This window comes from Delftia sp. PX-1, from assembly GCF_055797465.1.
The window spans coordinates 3637219-3656076 of sequence record NZ_CP184763.1; the positions used below are offsets into that span (position 1 = coordinate 3637219).

The window sequence follows — 18858 nt, forward strand, 5'->3', positions numbered from 1 at the left end:
GTTTGATTCAATCCATAAAATTGATAGATGGAATGGACACTGGACAGACTGAGGCATTTCGTGGCGGTGGCCGAGGCCGGCACCATGACCGAGGCTGCGCGCCGCCTGGGCCGTGCGCAATCGGCCGTGAGCACGGCCACCGGCCTGCTGGAGGCCGATCTGGGGCTGGAGCTGTTCGACCGTGTGGGACGCCATGTGCGGCTCACGGCCGCAGGCGAGGTCATGCTGCTGGAGGCCCGGTCCCTGCTGCACCAGGCCCAGGCCATGGACCACCGCGCACGCGCCCTGGCCGCAGGCGGGCAGGCGCGCCTGGCCGTTGCGCTGGACGAGGCATTGCCCTATGTGCCGCTGGCCCAGCTGTTCAAGGAGCTGGCGGCACGCTTTCCGGCCATGGAGCTGACCGTGCTGAACGGCACGGCCTCCGAAGTGGCCGAGCATGTGGCGGCGCAGCGTGCCCAGGTCGCCTTCCAGTTCGACCGAGCGCCTGCGCCGGCCACCTGTGCCCAGCGCCATATCGGCAGCGTGCCGCAGACCATTTGCGTGGCCAAGGGCCATGTGCTCGATGGCGCAGAGCCCTTGACGCGCAGGCAACTGGCCGCGCACCGCCAGTTGCTGATGCACATCGAGGGCGTGGAGGACACCGTGCTCAGTCCCGCCGTCTGGCGCTCCAACAGCTTCTATGTGATTGCCGACATGGTGGCCGACGGCCTGGGCTGGGCCATCCTGCCGGTCAATATTGCCGAGTTCGGCGATCTGCGCCCGCATCTGCGGCAACGCGCCTGCGAGGGGCTGGCGCTGCCGCCGCTGACCGTGCGCATGCTCTGGCTGGAAGGGCTGGCGCCCGGGGTCGAAGCGCTGTGGATGCGCCAGCGCCTGGCCGAGCTGCTGGCCTTGATGGCCACGGCCTGAGCGGTCTGGGCTGGCGCGGGCGTTGGGGCCGTGTTCAGGTGCAGGCAGCGGCTGCGTCTTCGGCAGGCGGGCTCTCTTTCGCTCGTGCCTGGCGTGCGGCCAGCACGCCCAGGGCCCACATGACAGCACCGGCCAGCAGCGCCACCACGAAGGAGATGCGCGCGCCCCACAGGTCGGTGGCCCAGCCGGCGGCGGCCGCGCCCAGGGCCACGCCCATGGCAATGCCGGTCAGCAGCCAGGTCATGCCTTCGGTCAGGCGCTGGGGCGGCACCTGCTGCTCCACCAGGCCCATGGCCACGGTGATGGTCGGGCCGAAGGTGATGCCGGCCAGCAGCACGGCCAGGGTCAGCGTGAATACATTGGTGGCCAGCAGCAGGGGCACGGCCGTGATGCAGACCGAGGCGCCCACCCAGGCGATCTGGCGGTGCAGCGGCGCCTTCAGGCGCAGCGTGCCGAACACCAGTCCCATAACGCAGGAGCCCAGCGCATAGAACGACAGCACGATGCTGGCCGCCGCCGGCTGGCCCTGCTGCGTGGCAAAGGCCACGCTGGCCACGTCGATGGTGCCCACGATGATGCCCTGGGCCAGCATGAACAGCGCCAGCGTGCGCACCACGGGATGGCGGGCCAGCGACTGCTGGCGCGTGCGCTGCTGCGATGTGTCCACGGGTGGCTCTGTACGGCGCTGGGCTACGAACAGCGCCACGCCCACCAGCAGCAGCAAGGAGGCGGCCAGCGGCCCGGCCTCGGGGAACAGCACCATGCTCAGGCCGACCGACAGGGGCGGGCCGACGATGAAGCAGACATCGTCCAGCACGGCCTCCAGCGCATAGGCCGTCTGCAGTTGTGGCGTGCCGCGCAGCAGCACGGTCCAGCGCGCACGCACCATGGCCGGCATGCTGGGCAGGGCACCCACCAGCGCTGCCAGCACCAGCAGCAGCCACTCCGGTCCCTGCCAATGCGCGCAGGCCAGCAGCGCAAACATGGCGGCAGCACTCACGGCCGCTGCCCAGGGCAGGACCTTGCGCTGGCCATGGCGGTCCACCAGGGCCGAGATGCGGGGCGCCAGCACCGCGATGGACAGCGCAAAGCAGGCAGCGACCGCGCCGGCCAGCGTGTAGGCGCCGCGCTGCTGGGACAGCATGGTGATCAGGCCGATACCCGTCATGGAAAGGGGCAGGCGGGCCAGGAGACCGGCCAGCACAAAGGCGGCCGTGCCGGGCCGGGAGAACAGCTGGCGGTAGGCGTGGAACATGGAAACCTCGGAAGACGGACAGGCCGCTGCAATCACATACGCGGCGTATGTCAGCGATTCTACGGGTTGCCCATGACGCGCCGTATCATTGGCATACGTTTTGTATGTGAATGGAGTGCGCCATGCGCAAAAGCCGGGCCAGCATGATCGAGGAGACACGCGCCAAGCTCATCGAGGCTGCGCGCGAGGCCTTTGGCAGCCAGGGCTATGCCCAGGCCTCCATGGACGAACTGACGGCCAAGGCCGGCCTGACGCGCGGCGCGCTGTACCACCATTTCGGCGGCAAGCCGGGCCTGCTGGCCGCCGTGGTGGCGCAGATGGATGCCGAGATGGACGCGCGCCTTGAGCAGGTGCTGGCCGACCATGTCGACCCCTGGGAGGGGTTCCTGGCCTACTGCCGTGCCTACTTGGCCATGGCGCAGGAGGGCGAGATACGCCGCATCGTGCTGCAGGATGCGCGCGCCGTGCTGACGGGCACGGACCAGGGCGAGCAGCACCGTGCCTGCATCGCCTTCGTGGCCGGCTACCTGGAGCAGCTCATGGAGCGCGGCGTGATCGTGCGGGCCAATCCGCTGGCCATGTCGCGCCTGCTCAATGGCTGCCTGGTGGAGTCGGCATTCTGGATTGCCGAGGAAGGGGCGCCCCCCGAACGCCTGCAGCAGGCGCTGCAGGCGCTGGAGCTGACGCTCAAGGGGTGGAAGGCGCCTGCGAGGGGCTGAGCGGCTGAGCGGCGCTGCGCCAGCCCGCCCTCGCTCGAACTTCACTCGCGCTTCACTCGTACTTCTTTTCCAGCGCATCCCAGAACGGCTTGTTGACCAGGCGCTGGCGCTCGGCAAAGGGGGCGACCACGGCGGGGTTCTCGTCCACCCTGCGCTCGTTGCGCAGCTGGCCCAGCGCCTTTTGCATGCCGGCCACGGCGCCTTGCAGGGCCGCGTTGGCATACAGCACCAGGCCATAGCCCAGGTCTGCCAGCTCGCCCGCGTCGGTGATGGGCGTCTTGCCTCCGATCACCATGTTCATCAGCTGCGGCGTGGACAGGCGCCGGGGCAGGGCGCGGATTTCTTCGGCCTGGGTCACGGCCTCCACGAAGAGGATGTCGGCTCCCGCCTCGGCAAAGCGCTGGGCGCGCTCGACGGCAGCCTCGAAGCCCTGCGTGGCGCAGGCATCGGTGCGCGCCATGATCAGCGTGCCCTGGTCGCGGCGTGCGTCCACGGCGGCCTTGATCTTGCCCAGCATTTCCTCGGTGGAAATCACTTCCTTGCCATTGAAATGGCCGCAGCGCTTGGGGCTGATCTGGTCCTCGATCTGGATGCAGTCGGCGCCCGCGCGCTCCAGCGTGCGCACCGCATGGTAGGTGTTGAGCGCGTTGCCGAAGCCGGTGTCGGCATCGACGATCAGCGGCAGATCCACGGCGTCGCGGATGCGGGCCGTGTGGTCGGCGATGTCGGTCAGGCCCATGAAGGCCTGGTCGGGCAGGCCGAACCACATATTGGTCACGCCGGCGCCGGTCACATAGATGGCCTCGAAGCCGAGATCGGCCACGACGCGCGCGGACAGTGCGTTGAATGCGCCGGGCACGAGCACTCCGCGGCGCGCTTCGGCCAGGGCCTTGAGTTGTTGCTTGGTGTTCATGGAGGGTTCTGTTGGATGAGGAAAAGTGCTGCGCGGGCTGGCGCTCAGTCCAGCGTGATGTTGGCGTTCTTGATCACCGGGCCCCACTTGGCGCGCTCGGCCTCGATGAACTTTCCGTAGGCCTGGGGCGTGCCGCCCATGACCATGCCGCCCGTGTTCTCGATCATGGCGCGCACCTCCGCGTCCTTGAGGGCCTCGTTCACGGCCTTGTTCAGGCGCTCGATCACGGCCGGCGGCGTGCTGGCCGGCGCGATCATGCCCAGCCAGTTGTACGACTCGAAGCCCTTGATGCCCGCCTCATCCAGCGTGGGCACGCTGGGCAGCACTTTCAGGCGCTGCTTGCTGGACACGGCCAGGGCCTTGACCTTGTCGCCCTGGATGGCGGGCAGGGCCGCATAGCCCATCTCGAACATGAAGGCCAGGTGGCCGCCCATCAGGTCGGTGGCTGCCAGCGCGCCGCCCTTGTAGGGCACATGGACCATGTCCGTGCGCGTCTGGAAGGCCAGCAGCTCGCCCGACAGGTGGTGGGCACCGCCCACGCCCGACGATCCATAGGTCAGCGTGCCGGGCTTGGCCTTGGCTGCCGCGACCAGTTCGGCCACGGTCTTGAACGGCTGGTTGGGAGCCGTGGTCAGGATCAGCGGCGCCTCTTCGATCAGGATGATGGGCTGCAGGTCGCGTGCGGCGTTGTAGGGCAGCTTTTTCATCAGCATGGGATTGGTCACCAGAGGGCCTGGCGAGCCGAAGCCGAAGGTATGGCCGTCCGTGGCCTTGGCGATGGCATCCGTGCCCGTCACGCCGCCCGCGCCGCCGCGGTTGTCGATCACGATGGGCTGGCCCAGGCTCTGGCCTATCTTGTCGGCGATCTTGCGGGCCCGCGTATCGGCAAAGCCGCCGGCCGCATAGGGCACGATGAGCTTGATGGGGCGCGAGGGCCAGGCATCTGCGCCTTGGGCCACGGCGGTGGCGGGGGCAGCGAGCAGGGCGGCAGCGGCGGCGATGGCGCTGAGGGCCAGGCCCATGCCCAGGCGGAGGGTGTTGCGGCGGGTATTCATGGTGTCTTGTCTCGGTTGGGATCGGTGGTGATGGCGCAAGCGGTTCACTTTTCCTGCATGTTCGCGGCCTTGACGATCTCGCCCAGGCGCTTGCGTTCGGCATCGGTGAATTTCACGAACTCGGCGCGCGTGCCGCCGATGGGTTCGATGCCCAGGCCCTTGAGCTTTTCCACCGTGGCCGGCTCCTTCATGGCCTTGTCCACGGCGGCGGCCAGCTTGTCCAGGATGGCGGGCGGCGTCCCCTTGGGCGCATGGATGCCGGCCCAGTGCGCGATCTGCAGCTCGGCAAAGCCCTGCTCCACGGCGGTGGATAGCTGCGGATAGGCCGAGATGCGCTGCGTCCAGGTGGTGGCCAGGGCCTTGAACTTGCCTTCGTTGAGGATGTGGGGCAGGGCGATGATGCTGGCCTCCGACGTGCCCTCCACCTGCCCGCCCAGCACGGCCGTCGTGCTCTCCGACCCGCTCTTGTAGGGCACGGGCTGCAGCTGGGCGCCGTACTTCACGTTCAGCATCTCGGCCACGAAATGCGGCGTGCTGCCCGTGCCGGCAGTGGCGAAATTGAAGCCCTGGCCCTTCTTCGATGCCTCGACGAAATCGCGCAGGTTCTGGTAGGGCGCGTTCTTGGGAACCACGATCACGGACGGCGCCAGGCCGATCATGGCCACCGGAACCAGCGCATCGTCCTTGAACGGCATGGTCTTCTTGATCATGCTGTTGGAGATCACGCCAGCCGCGCTCACCAGCAGGGTGTAGCCGTCGGGCTGGGCCTTGGCCACGATGTCGGCGCCCACCGTGCCTCCCGCACCCGCGCGGTTGTCGACCACCACGGGCTGGCCCAGGATCCTGGACGCGCCTTCGGCAGCCGATCGTGCCATCAGGTCATTGGCGCCGCCTGCCGAGAACGGCACCACCAGGCGAATGGGGCGGGTGGGCCAGGCATCGGCGGCGCCGGCAGCCCGTGCAGCGACGGAGCAGGTCACGCCGGCCAGCGGCAGCGCGGCGGCAAGCAGGGTGGCCAGGGCGGTGCGGCGGGGCAGGCGGGATGGCTGGTTCATGGGGTCTCCTGGAAATGCTTGAAATGATTGAAACGCCTGCCCTGTTTGCAAGTGGCATGCCACCGGATAAAAGGGTAAACCCTTGATATCGCAAGTTGTTGATGTGAATGGGTTTTGTGATTCTTGAAAAGTCTGCTCTGCAGGCATTCACCGATTCGCCCGGTGCGGTGTTGCATGAATGAAATAATCGGTTGCATGAATGAATCAGTCGTGCCCCCTGTCCCTGGAACCCCGTCCGGCCCCCGCGCGGCATGGCCCCGTGTCGTCACCATAGGCCGCCATCGCATCGGCCGCGTGCTGGAGCGCATGTCCCTGGCGGTGGGCGACCAGGTGCGTGTGGAGCATGTCAGCGCGGCCTTTGACGACGCTGTGCAGGCCGTGCGCGCGCTGCAGGCGGTCGAGCCCATAGACGCCCTGGTGGCCGCCGGCGCCAGTGGTGCCTGGGTGCGCGAGCATGTCGACATTCCCGTGGTCATGATCGAGGTGCGCGGCTTCGATCTGCTGCAGGCGCTGGCCAGCGCGCGGGAATTGGCGCAGGCGGGCGGCACGCCGCGCATCGGGCTGGTGTCGTTCGACCATCCCTCGCCGCACCTGGCCCAGTTCGACGCGCTGTTCGGCGCCGGCATTGCCCAGTTCAGCTATCACGGGCCCTACGATGCCCAGGCCTGCGTGCGTGCGCTGCAGGCCGCCGGCGTGGGCGCCGTCGTCGCGCCCGGTCTGGTGGCCGACCTGGCCGAGCAGGCTGGCATTCCCAGCGTGCTGCTGTACTCCGACGGTGCCGTGCTGCAGGCCCTGCGCGACGCCGTGCTGCTGGCCCGCCACCGCCATGCCGAGCGCGCCCGCCACCAGCGGCTGGAAACCGTGCTCGGCCAGTTGCAGGACGGCGTGGTTGCCGTGGACACGCAAGGCTGCATCCAGGCACTGAACCCCACCATGGCAGCCCTGCTGGGAGCGCCCGCCAGGGCGCTGCATGGCCGGCTGCTGGACGAGGTGGCGCCCGCGCTGGCGCTGGCACAGGCGCTGCAGTCGCAGTCCCTGGAGCCCGAAGGCAGTGAAGACGTGGTCCAGCTGGCCATGCGCACCCTGGTGGTACGGCGCGCGCCCATCGTGGAAAACGGCCAGCTCACGGGCGCCTTGCTGGTCTGCCGCGATCCCGCCACCATCCAGCGCGCCGACCGCCACCTGCGCGCCAACCGCAGCCTGCGCGGAGCGGGCGTGCGCTGGCGCATCGAAGACTACGCGGGCGACAGCGAGCCCGCCCAGCGCGTGCGCCGCCTGGCGCGCCAGTTCGCGGCCAGCGATGCCACCGTGCTCATCCAGGGCGACAGCGGCACGGGCAAGGAGTTGCTGGCCCAGGGCATGCACCGCGCCAGCCGGCGCGCCGCCCAGCCCTTTCTGGCGGTGAACTGCGCGGCCCTGGGGGAAAGCCTGCTGGAGAGCGAACTCTTCGGCTACGACGAAGGCGCTTTCACCGGCGCGCGGCGCGGCGGCAAGACCGGGCTGATCGAGGCGGCCCATACGGGCACCTTGTTCCTGGACGAGATCGGCGATATGCCGCTGGCCCTGCAGTCCCGCCTGCTGCGCGTGCTGCAGGAGCGCGAAGTGCTGCGCGTGGGCTCCACCACGCCCGTGCCGGTGGACCTGCGCGTCATCGCCGCCACGCATGCCGATCTGGCGGCCCTGGTCGAGCGCGGTGAATTCCGGCGTGACCTGTTCTACCGCCTGGCCGTGCTGCGCCTGTACATGCCCGGACTGCACGAACGCGGCCCGGCCGATGTCCATGCCCTGGCCCGCGCCATGCTGGCGCGGCGCCTGCGCACGCAGTCGCTGCAGGCGGAAGGGCCATCGCTGGAGCCCTTGCTGGCGGCCTTGCTGGAGCTGGCATCCGGCCACCGCTGGCCCGGCAATGCGCGAGAGCTGGACAACTGGGTGGAACGCCTGCTGGCCTGCCGCCACGACCTGCGCGACAGCGCGGGCCGCGTGGACATGGGCCGCTTGCGGGAGCTGTTTCCTGAATGCGACGGGGCTGGGCAGGGTACCGTTCAGGCCCTGCCAGCGCAGCAGCGGCAACTGCAACTGCGCGAGGCCCGGCGCGATGCCGAGCGCCAGCGCATGCGCGAAGTGCTGGAGCAGGTACAGGGCGACCAGCGCCGCGCTTGCGAGATCCTGGGCATCAGCCGGGCCACGTTGTGGCGCAGGCTCAGGGCGCCGGACTGATCAGGGTGCATGGCCACCCAGCCGCTCGGCCAGGAAATCCATCAGCACGCGCAGCTTCAGTGGCAGATGTCTGGTGGGCGGGTGAAGAATCCACAGCTGGCCGCTGTAGTTGGGCAGGAAGCTCCAGTCCGGCAGCACCTGCACGATGCGCCCGTCCGCCAGGGCCTGCCGTGCCGTGAAGCGGGGCAGGCTGGCGATGCCGATGTGCTGCAGCACGGCGTCCAGCCGCACACCGGTGTGGTTGGCCGCATAGCGCCCGCGCACGGCCACGGTGACGGTCTTGCCGCGGCCGCGCAGCTTCCAGTGCGCGTCGCCGGGCTCCTCTCCCAGGTAGATGCAGCTGTGGGCCTTGAGGTCCAGCGGATGCGCGGGCGTGCCGTGCCGGGCCAGGTACTGGGGCGAGGCGCACAGCAGATGGTCGATGTCCATCAGGTGGCGGCCCATGAGGCCTGGCGGCGGGTGGTTGGTGATGCGTATGGCCAGGTCCACGGGGTCATCGATCAGGTCCATGTAGCGGTCTTCCAGCCGCATTTGCACGTCGACCTCGGGATACAGGGCCAGGAAGTCGGGCATGTGGGGATGGACCACGGTATGGCCCACGGCCTTGGGCACGCTGATGCGCACCAGGCCGCGCGGCTGCGCGTCCTGAAGCAGGGATGCAGCCATGACGGCCTGCGCGGCGCCCACCATGTCCAGGCAGCGCGCATGCACTTCGCGGCCGGCCTCGCTCAGGCGCAGCTTGCGCGTGGTGCGTTCCAGCAGGCGCAGGCCCAGCGCCTTTTCCAGCCGCGCCACGCCCCGGCTGGTGGCCGATGGCGTGCTGCCCAGCTGGCGCGCGGCCTCGGAGAAGCTGCCCGTGTCCACCACCTTGACGAAGATGGCCATTTCCCCGAACAGGGGCAGGGCTTGATTTGTGCTCATAGCGCAAAGAATATTTGGAATACCGGGGGATTATCGCGATGGCAGCCCGGTTCTACACTGCCGCTCCATGCCTTTGCACACCTCCACTCCCCTCATCGAATCCCATGCCCTGGGCCAGGCCAGCGGCCAGAACATCTGGCTCAAGCTGGACGCGCTGCAGCCTTGCGGATCATTCAAGCTGCGCGGCATAGGCCATGCCTGCGAGACCCTGGCGGGCCAGGGCAAGAAGCGCTTTGTGGCCTCGTCGGGCGGCAATGCCGGCATTGCCGTGGCCTATGCGGGACGGCAGCTGTCGATGCCCGTCACCGTGGTCGTTCCCCAGACCACGACCGAGCATGCACGGGCATTGATCCGCGCCCAGGGCGCCGAGCTGATCGTGCATGGCTCCGTCTGGGACGAGGCCAATGCGCTGGCCCAGTCCCTGCTGGGTGCCGACGATGCCTTTGTCCACCCGTTTGACGATCCGCTGCTGTGGGCCGGGCATTCCACCCTCGTCGACGAACTGGCCGCTGCCGGCTTCAAGCCCGACGCCGTGGTGCTGGCCGTGGGCGGCGGCGGCCTGCTGGCCGGCGTGGTGCAGGGCCTGGAGCGCCATGGCTGGACCGATGTGCCCGTGATCGCGGCGGAGACGGCCGGCGCCGATTCTCTGGCGCAGTCCCTGGCCCAGGGCCGCCGCGTACTGCTGGACCGCATCACCAGCGTGGCTACTTCGCTGGGCGCGCGCCAGGTCTGCCAGCGGGCCTTCGATCTGGCGCAGGTGCACCCCGTGCGCAGCGCCGTGGTGACGGATGCGCAGGCGCTGCAGGCCTGCCTGCGCTTCATTGACGACCATCGCCTGCATGTGGAGCCGGCCTGTGGCGCCGCGCTGGCCCTGGCCTACGGGCGCGCTCCTGCGTTGCAAGGCTTCCAGCGCGTGCTGGTGGTGGCCTGCGGCGGCACGACGAACACGCTGGAGCAGCTCCAGGCGTGGCGTGGGGCGGCGCTGGCAGCCGAGGCGTGAGCACGGCTGCGGCCTGAAGTCCCGGCCCGCGCATTCATGCGGCGTTCAACACCTCGCCGGGGACCCTGATCCAGCCTTCCATCAGGATGCGTGCGCTGCGGCTCATCAGGGCCTTGGTCACCTGCCACTGGCCGTTCACCAAACGGGCCTCGGCGCCCACGCGCAGCGTTCCGGAGGGGTGGCCAAAGCGCACGGCGCTGCGCTCGCCGCCGCCTGCCGCCAGATTCACCAGCGTGCCCGGCACGGCCGCTGCGGTGCCGATGGCCACGGCAGCCGTGCCCATCATGGCGTGGTGCAGTTTGCCCATGGACAGGGCGCGCACCAGCAGGTCCACGTCACCCGATTCAATGCGCTTGCCGCTGGATGCCGTGTAGGCGGCCGGTGGCGCCACAAAGGCGATCTTTGGCGTGTGCTGCCGTCTGGCGGCCTCGGCCAGATCCTTGATCAGCCCCATCTGCAGCGCGCCGTGGGCGCGTATGGCCTCGAAGCGGGCCAGGGCCTCGTCGTCCGTATTGATGGCGTCCTGCAGCTCGCAGCCCGTGTAGCCCAGGTCCTGGGCGTTCAGGAAGATGGTCGGAATGCCCGCGTTGATCAGCGTGGCCGCCAGACTGCCCACGCCGGGCACGTCCAGCCGGTCCACGAGGTGGCCTGTCGGGAACATGGCTCCGCCATCGTCTCCTTCATCGGCGGGATCCAGGAACTCCAGCGCCACTTCGGCGGCCGGGAAGGTCACGCCATCGAGCTCGAAGGAGCCGGTCTCCTGGACCTGGCCTTGCGTGATGGGCACATGGGCCACGATGGTCTTGGCGATGTTGGCCTGCCAGATGCGAATGGTGACCGTGCCGTTGCGAGGAATGCGCGCGGGATCTATCAGTCCCATGTGGATGGCGCAGGGCCCCACGGCGGCCGAGAGGTTGCCGCAGTTGCCGCTCCAGTCCACAAACGGCTGGTCGATGGCGACCTGGCCAAACAGATAGTCCACGTCATGGCCTTCCCGCGTACTGGGAGCCAGGATCACGGCCTTGCTGGTGCTGGACGATGCATTGCCCATGCCGTCGATCTGCTTGCCATAGGGGTCGGGGCTGCCCAGGGCGCGCAACAGGATGGCGTCGCGCACGGGTCCGGGGCGCTGGGCCGCCTCGGGCAGATCCTGCAGGCGAAAGAACACGCCCTTGCTGGTGCCGCCGCGCAGGTAGGTGGCAGGGATGCGCAACTGGGGAAGAAAGGTTTCGGGGATCGCGCCCATCTCAGGCCTCCTGTGCTGTTGTTCGTATCTGTGTCTGTTCTTGCGGTCTGCCGATCGCCGGAGCGCGCAGCCTCTGGCGGCGGTTGATGCCCATGGACGGTGTCCCCTGCGGTGTCAGGCGATGGCAGTAGGCCAGGTTTGTTGCAAGCGCCATGCCATCCGCATCAAGGGAAAACCCGTGCAAGCCTTGCAGCGCGCCAGCACAGGGCGTGTGCACTGCGGTGCTGGCTGCCGCCGCAACATTCGTTTCACTGTCGTTTCAAAATTGCTGCTTTTGATTTCATGGATGAGGGAGCGTGCAACGGTTAGGTCCCCCAGTCCCACGCCGGCCTGCGGAGCTCTCTAGGGTTTGCCCGGGCCAGCCTTCAGCAAGTGTGCTTGCAGACGATAGAGGAAGGGTGTTTGTAGGATTTGTCTTATCCATGGTTCGCCTGCCGCGTGCCGAAATCCATTTATCCTCGCGCTCTGCTCCACATGGCCTGTACTGCCCTTTCCGGTGACCCTGCCATGGGGCTGGCAACGAGCGGTTCCGTGCTCCTGGACCGATTTCCCGTGACCGCCTATTCCGCCTTAGCCGCTCCATGTCAGTTTTTGCCCAGCGCACGCTTGTAGCCATCCGGGCCGCCTGGCCAGCCGCAACCGTCATGGCGGTGGGCATGTGCCTGAGCGCTGTGCTTGCCTTGCAGCAGCAGCGGGCGCTGGAGCGTATCGACCTGCAGCGCCATACCCAGCAGGCCCAGTCGGCCCGCCAGGCGCTGGAGATGCGCCTGGATGCCTACGCGGTCATGGTCCAGCATGTGGCCAACCAGCTGGCCGCCTCTCCCGAGATGGGGCAATCGGCCTTCGCGCGCATGGCGCAGGCGCTGCGCATACAGGCGCAGCCGGGCATGCAGGCGCTGTCCTTTACACGGGCCGCAACGCAGCGCGGTCTGCCCGGCCAGGATCAGGCCTTCACCGCCCGGCCCGGGCCCCACTATTTCTTCATCGACTATCTCTGGCCGCTGGAGGGCAACGAGTCCATTGCCGGCCTGGACATGCACGACCGCCCCAGCCTCATGGCCAGCATGGTGCGCAGCCGCGACAGCGCGGCCGCCGTGGTCTCGGCACCGTTTGCGCTGAAGCAGCCCGGCGAGCATGCCACCGCCGTGCTGGTGCGCGCGCCTGTCTTTGCGCTTGTGGACCACCAGTCCCCGGACGGGGAGGCCGCGCAGCCGCTGTTTCTGGGGACTGCCGACGTCAGCGTGCGCGTGCACGACCTGGTGCAGGACCTGCATGAACGCGGCTTTCTGCGCCGGCTTGCGCTGGCCATGCATGACGCAGGCCCGACCTCGCCCCTGCCGCCGGCCGGCATATCGCCGCTGCCGCTGTACCTGGGCGCGGCCTGGCCGGAGCGCGGGCAGGAGGCGGCCGGCATGGGCGACACCGGCCAGGTGGTGCTGGAGCAGACGCTGCAGGCCCAGGACCGGCTGTGGCGGTTGAACTTCATTCCCATGGGGACGGCCCTGTCCTGGACCGAGCGTGTCCAGCCCCTGGTTCTTTTCGCGCTGGGCATGCTCGTGTCGGCCCTGCTGGCGTCGCTGGCGGCGGCCTGGTGGCGGCGCCATCCTTCCAGCTGGGCGCAGCTGCGCGCCTCCTCCCGCAGCATGCGCGAGAGCGATGCCCGCTTTCAGGCCCTGTTCGAGCAGGCTGCCGTGGGCGTGGTGCAGGTCGATGCGGCCAGCGGCAACGTCCTGCATGTGAACCGCAGGTACTGCGACATTACGGGCCATGAGGCGCAGCAGCTGTGCCAGCGGCCCCTGCTGGCCCTGTTGACGGCCGAAACCCTGGAGGGCGACCGGGTGCTGCTGCAGGAGCTGACGGCGGGCCAGCGCGGGGCCCTGCAGATCGAGCGGCAGCTGCGGCGCCGCGACGGCACCCTGGTCTGGGTGGAGCTGCATATCTCCGCGCTGGGCCATGGCCCGTCCCGGCGGCTGATGGCGCTGGTGCAGGACATCAGCGCGCGGCGCCACCTGCAGCAGATGCAGCGCGATGGATCGCGCCATCTGCGCATGGTCATCCAGCGCCTGCCTCTGGGCCTGGCCATGCTTCAGGACGACGGCCGCTTCGCCTACTGGAACGAGGAATTCATGCGCCTGGCGGGCCACGGTGCCACGGCCGGCATGGATGGTGATGGCTGGTGGTGCAACATGTGTCCCGATGAAGCCCGCCGCCTGCGCATGCAGCGCCGCTTCGAGGCCGCGCAGGCGAGGGCGCGCGTGGCACAGAGCCTGCACAGCGGCGAGTCCGACAGCTGCGGCACCCTCAACTGCGAGGAATACCAGCTCATGGGCAGCGATGGCCGCACGCGTTCCGTATCGATAGGCGGCATGCTGCTGGACGAAGGCTGCCTGCTGATCCTGCAGGACCAGAGCCAGCGCAAGACCGCCGAAGAGGAAATCCGCCGCCTGGCCTTCCACGACGCGCTCACCGGCCTGCCCAACCGCCGCCTGCTGGTGGACCGGTTGCAGCAGGCGCTGGCCTCCAGCCGCCGGCGCGGGCGCTGCGGCGCCGTCATGCTGCTGGACGTGGACAACTTCAAGGCCTTCAACGACAGCCTGGGGCTGGAGCTTGGCGATGTGCTGCTGCGCATGATTGCCGAGCGCCTGGCGCAGTCCCTGGGGCCCGAGGCCACGCTGGCCCGCCACAGCGGCGATGACTTCGTCGTGCTGCTGGAGGACCTGGGCAAGGACTCCATGCATGCGGCCTCGCAGCTGGAAGGCGAGGTCCAGCGCATGCGTTCGCTGCTGCAGCAGCCGCTGCAGTTGGCAGGCCAGTCCTGCCACATCACGATGAGCATTGGCGCCAGCCTGTTCGGCGAGCAGGAACTGAGCGCCGACGAGGTGCTGCGCCGCGCCGAAATGGCCATGTACCAGGCCAAGGGCATGGGGCGCAACACGCTGCAATTCTTCGATCCGCAGTTGCAGGCCGTGCTGCGCTCGCGCACGGCCATGGAGCAGGAAATGCGCGAGGGCCTGGTGCGCAGCCAGTTCGTCCTGTACTACCAGCCGCAGATGGCGCACGGACGCATCGTGGGCGCCGAAGGCCTGCTGCGCTGGAACCACCCGCGCGAAGGGCTGGTGCCGCCCTCGCTCTTCGTCTCGCTGGCCGAGGAGACCGGCCTGATCCAGCAACTGGGCGAATGGGTGCTGGGCGAGGCCTGCAGGCAGCTGGCGCAATGGGCGGCGGACCCCGAAATGGCCTGCATGGTGCTGGCCGTCAACGTCAGCCCGCGCCAGTTCCACCAGGCGCGCTTCGTGGAGCAGGTGCTGCAGGCGCTCAAGGAGCACGGCGCCAACCCGCGCCTGCTCAAGCTGGAGCTGACCGAAAGCCTGCTGCTGGCCGACGTGGACGACACGGCCGCCAAGATGGCCACGCTCAAGGCCCACGGTGTGGGCTTCTCGCTGGATGACTTCGGCACAGGCTATTCCTCGCTGGCCTATCTCAAGCGCCTGCCGCTGGACCAGCTCAAGATCGACCGCAGCTTCGTGCGCGACGTGCTCAGCGACCCCAACGACGCGGCCATTGCGCGCACCATCGTCGCCCTGGGCACCAGCCTGGGACTGCAGGTCATCGCCGAAGGCGTGGAAACCGAGGCGCAGCGCCAATTCCTCGAAGACCAGAGCTGCCACGTCTGGCAGGGCTACCTGCTCAGCCCGCCCGTGCCCGTGCGCAGCTTCGAGGCCCTGGTGCGCGAGGCCGCCCCCGCGCAGCGCCCCCCGGCCTTGAGCCCCGCATGCCTGACCCAGCCGGCGCAACACCGGCCCGAAGTGGTGGAATGCACCGACGCCAGCACGGGGCCAGAGGTCCCTTCAAACCATTCTTGACATTCGGAGCGGCCCCGCCCGGGCCGCTTTCCATTCTTGAGAGGGGGTGGCGCGCGGTATCATCCCGAGCTGCCTTGTTCTTTCCCCACCTCCTTGTTTGTCCGTTCGCCGCGGACCGCTTTGTGCCTGCATCGTGCGCCTGAATTCCATCAAGCTGTCCGGCTTCAAGTCCTTCGCCGAGCCCACCAACTTCATGCTGCCGGGTCAACTGGTGGGCGTGGTGGGCCCCAACGGCTGCGGCAAGTCCAACATCATGGATGCGGTGCGCTGGGTGCTGGGCGAGAGCAAGGCCAGCGAGCTGCGCGGCGAGTCCATGCAGGACGTGATCTTCAACGGCACCACGCACCGCAAGCCGGCCAGCCGCTCCAGCGTGGAACTGGTGTTCGACAACAGCGACCACCGTGCGGGCGGCCAGTGGGGCCAGTTCGGTGAGATCGCCGTCAAGCGCGTGCTCACGCGCGAGGGCAACAGCAGCTACTTCATCAACAACCAGGCCGTGCGCCGCCGTGACGTGCAGGACGTGTTCCTGGGCACGGGCCTGGGCCCGCGCGCCTACGCCATCATCGGCCAGGGCACGATCAGCCGCATCATCGAGTCGCGCCCCGAGGAGTTGCGCCTGTTCCTGGAAGAGGCCGCAGGCGTGTCCAAGTACAAGGAGCGCCGGCGCGAGACCGAGAACCGACTCTCGGCCACCACCGAGAACCTCACGCGCGTGGAGGACATCCTGCGCGAACTCAACAACAACCTCGACCGGCTGGAGAAGCAGGCCGAGGTGGCGGCGCAGTACAACGCGCTGCAGTCCCAGGTCACGCTCAAGCAGCAGCAGCTGTGGTTTCTCAAGCGCGCCGAGGCCGAGGCCGAGCAGGACCGCGTGCGCGTGGAGGGCCTGAAGGCCGTCAACGAGCTGGAAGAGCGCATGGCCGACATCCGCAACAACGAAAGCGGACTCGAAACCCTGCGCCAGGCCCACTACGACGCCAGCGACCAGGTCAACCAGGCCCAGGCCAAGCTCTACGAGTCCACGGCCGAGGTCGGCAAGCTGGAGGCCGAGATCCGCTACGTGCTCGAAGGCCGCCAGCGCGTGCAGCAGCGGCTGCAGCAGCTGTCCGAGCAGGTGCTGCTGTGGAACAGCCGCCGCGAGGAGGCCGAAGCCGAAATCGAAAATCTCGACGGCGCCGGCATGGACGCCGAGGAACAGGCCGAGATGCTGGCCGCCCAGGTCGAGGAGCAGAGCATGCGCCTGCCCGACCTGGAAGAGGCGCTGCGCAATGCCCAGAAGGCCGATGCCGACCAGCGCGCCAGCGTGGTGCAGGTGCAGCAGCAGATCCAGGTGCTGGCCGCCGAGCAGCGCAGCCTGGACGAGCAGCGCCGCCAGTTCGAGACCCGCTTCGAGCGACTGCGCGCCGACCGCAATGCGCTGGAGACACCCGACGAGGCCCGCCTCAACAATCTGCAGTCCCAGCTGGACGAGGCCCGCGAACTGGCTGAAATGGCCGATGCCGTGCTCAACGAGCTGCAGGACTCCGTGCCCCAGCTCGATGAGGACCGTCGCACGCGCCAGCAGGCCGTCAATGCCGAGGCCGCGCGCCATGCCGACCTGTCGGCGCGGCTGGAAGCCCTCAAGGCCCTGCAGGAAAAGGTCAAGACCGACGGCAAGCTCCAGCCCTGGCTGGCCAAGCACGGCCTGGACGGCATGCAGGGCCTGTGGAGCCGCATTGCCATCGAGCCCGGCTGGGAAAACGCGCTGGAGGCCGCGCTGCGCGAACGCCTGGGCGCGCTGGAAGTGGGCCGGCTCGACATGGTGCGCGGCTTCCTGGGCGCAGGCGGGCACGATGCGCCCCCCGCGCGCCTGGCCTTCTTCAGCCCGCCGCAGGGTGCCCCCGCGCCCGCGCCGGGGCGCTGGCAGCACCTGTCCGATCTGCTGCGCGTGAACGATGCCGGCCTGCGCGCCGTGCTCGGCGACTGGTTGCAGGACTGCTACACGGCGCCCACGCTGGAAGAGGCGCTGTCGCGCCGCGGCGAGCTGCGGCCCGGCGAGACGGTCTATGTGCCCACGGGCCATGCCGTCAGCAGCCACAGCGTGAGCTTCTATGCGCAGGACTCGGAGCAATCCGGCCTGCTGGCACGCGCCCAGGAAATCGAGCACCTCGAAAAGGAAGTGCGCGCCCAGGCGCTGATCTCCGACGAATCGCGCACGGCCCTGGTGCGTGCCGAAAGCGCCTATGCCGAGGCCTCGCAGCGCCTGGTCAGCGCCCGGCGCGAGGCCAGCGAATCGCAAGGCCGCGCCCATGAGCTGCAGGTCGAGACCCTGCGCCTGTCGCAGCTGGCCGAGCAGGCCCGCGCGCGCAATGCCCAGATCAGTGCCGACCTGGCCGAGGTCGAGGCCCAGCTGTCCGACATCGAGGAGCGCCGCGTGGCGGCCGAAGCCCGCTTCGAGGAACTGGACATGCAGCTGGCCGACAGCCAGGAGCGCCATGCCCAGCTGGGCGACAAGGTGCTGGAGTCCGAGCGGCGCCTGAACGAATCGCGCGAGCAGCTGCGCACGCTGGAGCGCCAGGCCCAGGAGGCCACTTTCTCGCGGCGCAGCCTGGAGGCGCGCCGGGGCGAACTCAGCCGCACCATAGAGACGGCCAGCCAGCAGGCCCGCTCGCTGGCCGACGAGCAGCAGCGCGCGCAGGACGAACTCACGCGCCTGACCGATGCCGCCGCCCAGGGCGGTCTGCAGGACGCGCTGGATCTGAAGATGCAGCGCGAGCAGGCCGTGGCCGCGCGCCGCAGCGAATATGACGACCTGACCAACAAGCTGCGCGCCAGCGACGAACGCCGCCAGCAGCTGGAGAAGGCGCTGGACCCGCTGCGCCAGCGCATCACCGAATTCCAGCTCAAGGAGCAGGCCGCGCGCCTGGGCCTGGAGCAGTACTCCACCCTGCTGGAGGAGGCCGGTGCCGACCTGGCCGCCGTCTCCCAGTCCATTGCCGAGGCCAATGTGCGCATGCACGGCCTGCAGGGCGAAATCGACCGGCTGCACCGCGAGATCGCCGCCCTGGGCGCGGTCAACCTGGCGGCGCTGGACGAGCTGAAGCTGGCGCGCGAGCGCAAGACCTTCCTTGACGCGCAGACCGAGGACCTGACCCAGGCCATGAACACGCTGGAAGATGCCATCCGCAAGATCGACGCCGAGACGCGCGAGCTGCTGTCGGGCACCTTCGAGACCGTGAACGGGCATTTCGGGCGCATGTTCCCCGAGCTGTTCGGCGGTGGCCAGGCCAAGCTGGTGATCACCGGCGATGAAATCCTGGACTCGGGCGTGCAGGTGATCGCGCAGCCGCCCGGCAAGAAGAACCAGACCATCCACCTGCTGTCCGGTGGCGAGAAGGCGCTGACGGCGATTGCCCTGGTCTTCGCCATCTTCCAGCTCAACCCGGCGCCGTTCTGTCTGCTGGACGAGGTGGACGCGCCGCTGGACGACGCCAACACCGAGCGCTATGCCAAGCTGGTGGCCAGCATGAGCAAGGGCACGCAGTTCCTGTTCATCAGCCACAACAAGATCGCCATGGAAATGGCGCAGCAGCTCATCGGCGTGACCATGCAGGAGCAGGGCGTGTCCCGCATCGTGGCCGTGGACATGGAGTCCGCGCTGTCCATGGCTGAGCTATCCTGAGCATGTCCGCAACCTTCCGAACCCATTTGCTGGAACGACGTTTC

General features: G+C 68.7%; 12 protein-coding genes. 6 read left to right on the plus strand and 6 right to left on the minus strand.

What is annotated here, in order from left to right:
* Positions 1-27: 27 nt before the first annotated feature.
* Complete coding sequence (locus ACN20X_RS16750) at positions 28-909, plus strand: LysR family transcriptional regulator (RefSeq protein ID WP_473209627.1); 882 nt, start codon at positions 28-30, stop codon at positions 907-909.
* Between the two features lie 34 nt (positions 910-943).
* Here the strand turns inward: ACN20X_RS16750 and ACN20X_RS16755 are convergent, their stop codons facing one another.
* Positions 944-2164, minus strand: coding sequence for an MFS transporter (locus ACN20X_RS16755; protein WP_212645757.1), 1221 nt, complete (start codon positions 2162-2164; stop codon positions 944-946).
* A 122-nt stretch (positions 2165-2286) separates the two neighbouring features.
* Here ACN20X_RS16755 and ACN20X_RS16760 point away from each other — a divergent pair, with 122 nt between their 5' ends.
* Positions 2287-2883: a TetR/AcrR family transcriptional regulator gene (locus ACN20X_RS16760; protein ID WP_016453514.1), complete on the plus strand. Its 597-nt coding sequence runs from the start codon at positions 2287-2289 to the stop codon at positions 2881-2883.
* Positions 2884-2935: 52 nt separating this feature from the next.
* On the opposite strand, the gene ACN20X_RS16765 is transcribed toward ACN20X_RS16760, so the two are convergent.
* Genes ACN20X_RS16765 through ACN20X_RS16775 form a run of 3 tightly spaced genes read right to left on the minus strand, consistent with a single transcriptional unit; the run spans position 2936 to position 5906 of the window.
* Positions 2936-3796 (minus strand): isocitrate lyase/PEP mutase family protein, encoded by an 861-nt coding sequence (locus tag ACN20X_RS16765; RefSeq protein ID WP_017405020.1) that lies wholly within the window; start codon positions 3794-3796, stop codon positions 2936-2938.
* 44 nt (positions 3797-3840) lie between these two features.
* Complete coding sequence (locus tag ACN20X_RS16770) at positions 3841-4851, minus strand: Bug family tripartite tricarboxylate transporter substrate binding protein (protein WP_473209628.1); 1011 nt, start codon at positions 4849-4851, stop codon at positions 3841-3843.
* Between the two features lie 44 nt (positions 4852-4895).
* On the minus strand, positions 4896-5906 hold the full coding sequence (locus tag ACN20X_RS16775) for a tripartite tricarboxylate transporter substrate binding protein (protein ID WP_017405022.1): 1011 nt from the start codon (positions 5904-5906) through the stop codon (positions 4896-4898).
* 174 nt (positions 5907-6080) lie between these two features.
* Here ACN20X_RS16775 and prpR point away from each other — a divergent pair, with 174 nt between their 5' ends.
* Positions 6081-8123, plus strand: coding sequence for a propionate catabolism operon regulatory protein PrpR (gene prpR, locus ACN20X_RS16780; RefSeq protein WP_473209629.1), 2043 nt, complete (start codon positions 6081-6083; stop codon positions 8121-8123).
* Here prpR and ACN20X_RS16785 read toward each other — a convergent pair whose 3' ends face one another.
* The gene (locus ACN20X_RS16785) at positions 8124-9044 is read right to left on the minus strand and encodes a LysR family transcriptional regulator (protein ID WP_016453509.1); all 921 of its coding nucleotides are present in this window, start codon (positions 9042-9044) and stop codon (positions 8124-8126) included. It lies immediately after the preceding gene.
* A 67-nt stretch (positions 9045-9111) separates the two neighbouring features.
* Here ACN20X_RS16785 and ACN20X_RS16790 point away from each other — a divergent pair, with 67 nt between their 5' ends.
* The gene (locus ACN20X_RS16790; RefSeq protein WP_026062287.1) at positions 9112-10044 is read left to right on the plus strand and encodes a pyridoxal-phosphate dependent enzyme; all 933 of its coding nucleotides are present in this window, start codon (positions 9112-9114) and stop codon (positions 10042-10044) included.
* 34 nt (positions 10045-10078) lie between these two features.
* Here ACN20X_RS16790 and prpF read toward each other — a convergent pair whose 3' ends face one another.
* Positions 10079-11290 (minus strand): 2-methylaconitate cis-trans isomerase PrpF, encoded by a 1212-nt coding sequence (gene prpF, locus ACN20X_RS16795; RefSeq protein WP_047327752.1) that lies wholly within the window; start codon positions 11288-11290, stop codon positions 10079-10081.
* 581 nt (positions 11291-11871) lie between these two features.
* Between prpF and ACN20X_RS16800 the strand changes: the two genes are divergently transcribed.
* Entirely contained in the window at positions 11872-15153 is a 3282-nt protein-coding gene (locus ACN20X_RS16800; RefSeq protein ID WP_473209630.1) for a bifunctional diguanylate cyclase/phosphodiesterase, read from the plus strand.
* Positions 15154-15286: 133 nt separating this feature from the next.
* A complete protein-coding gene (gene smc / locus ACN20X_RS16805; RefSeq protein WP_016453505.1) occupies positions 15287-18814 on the plus strand; it encodes a chromosome segregation protein SMC in 3528 nt (1175 codons plus the stop codon).
* Positions 18815-18858 lie beyond the last annotated feature (44 nt).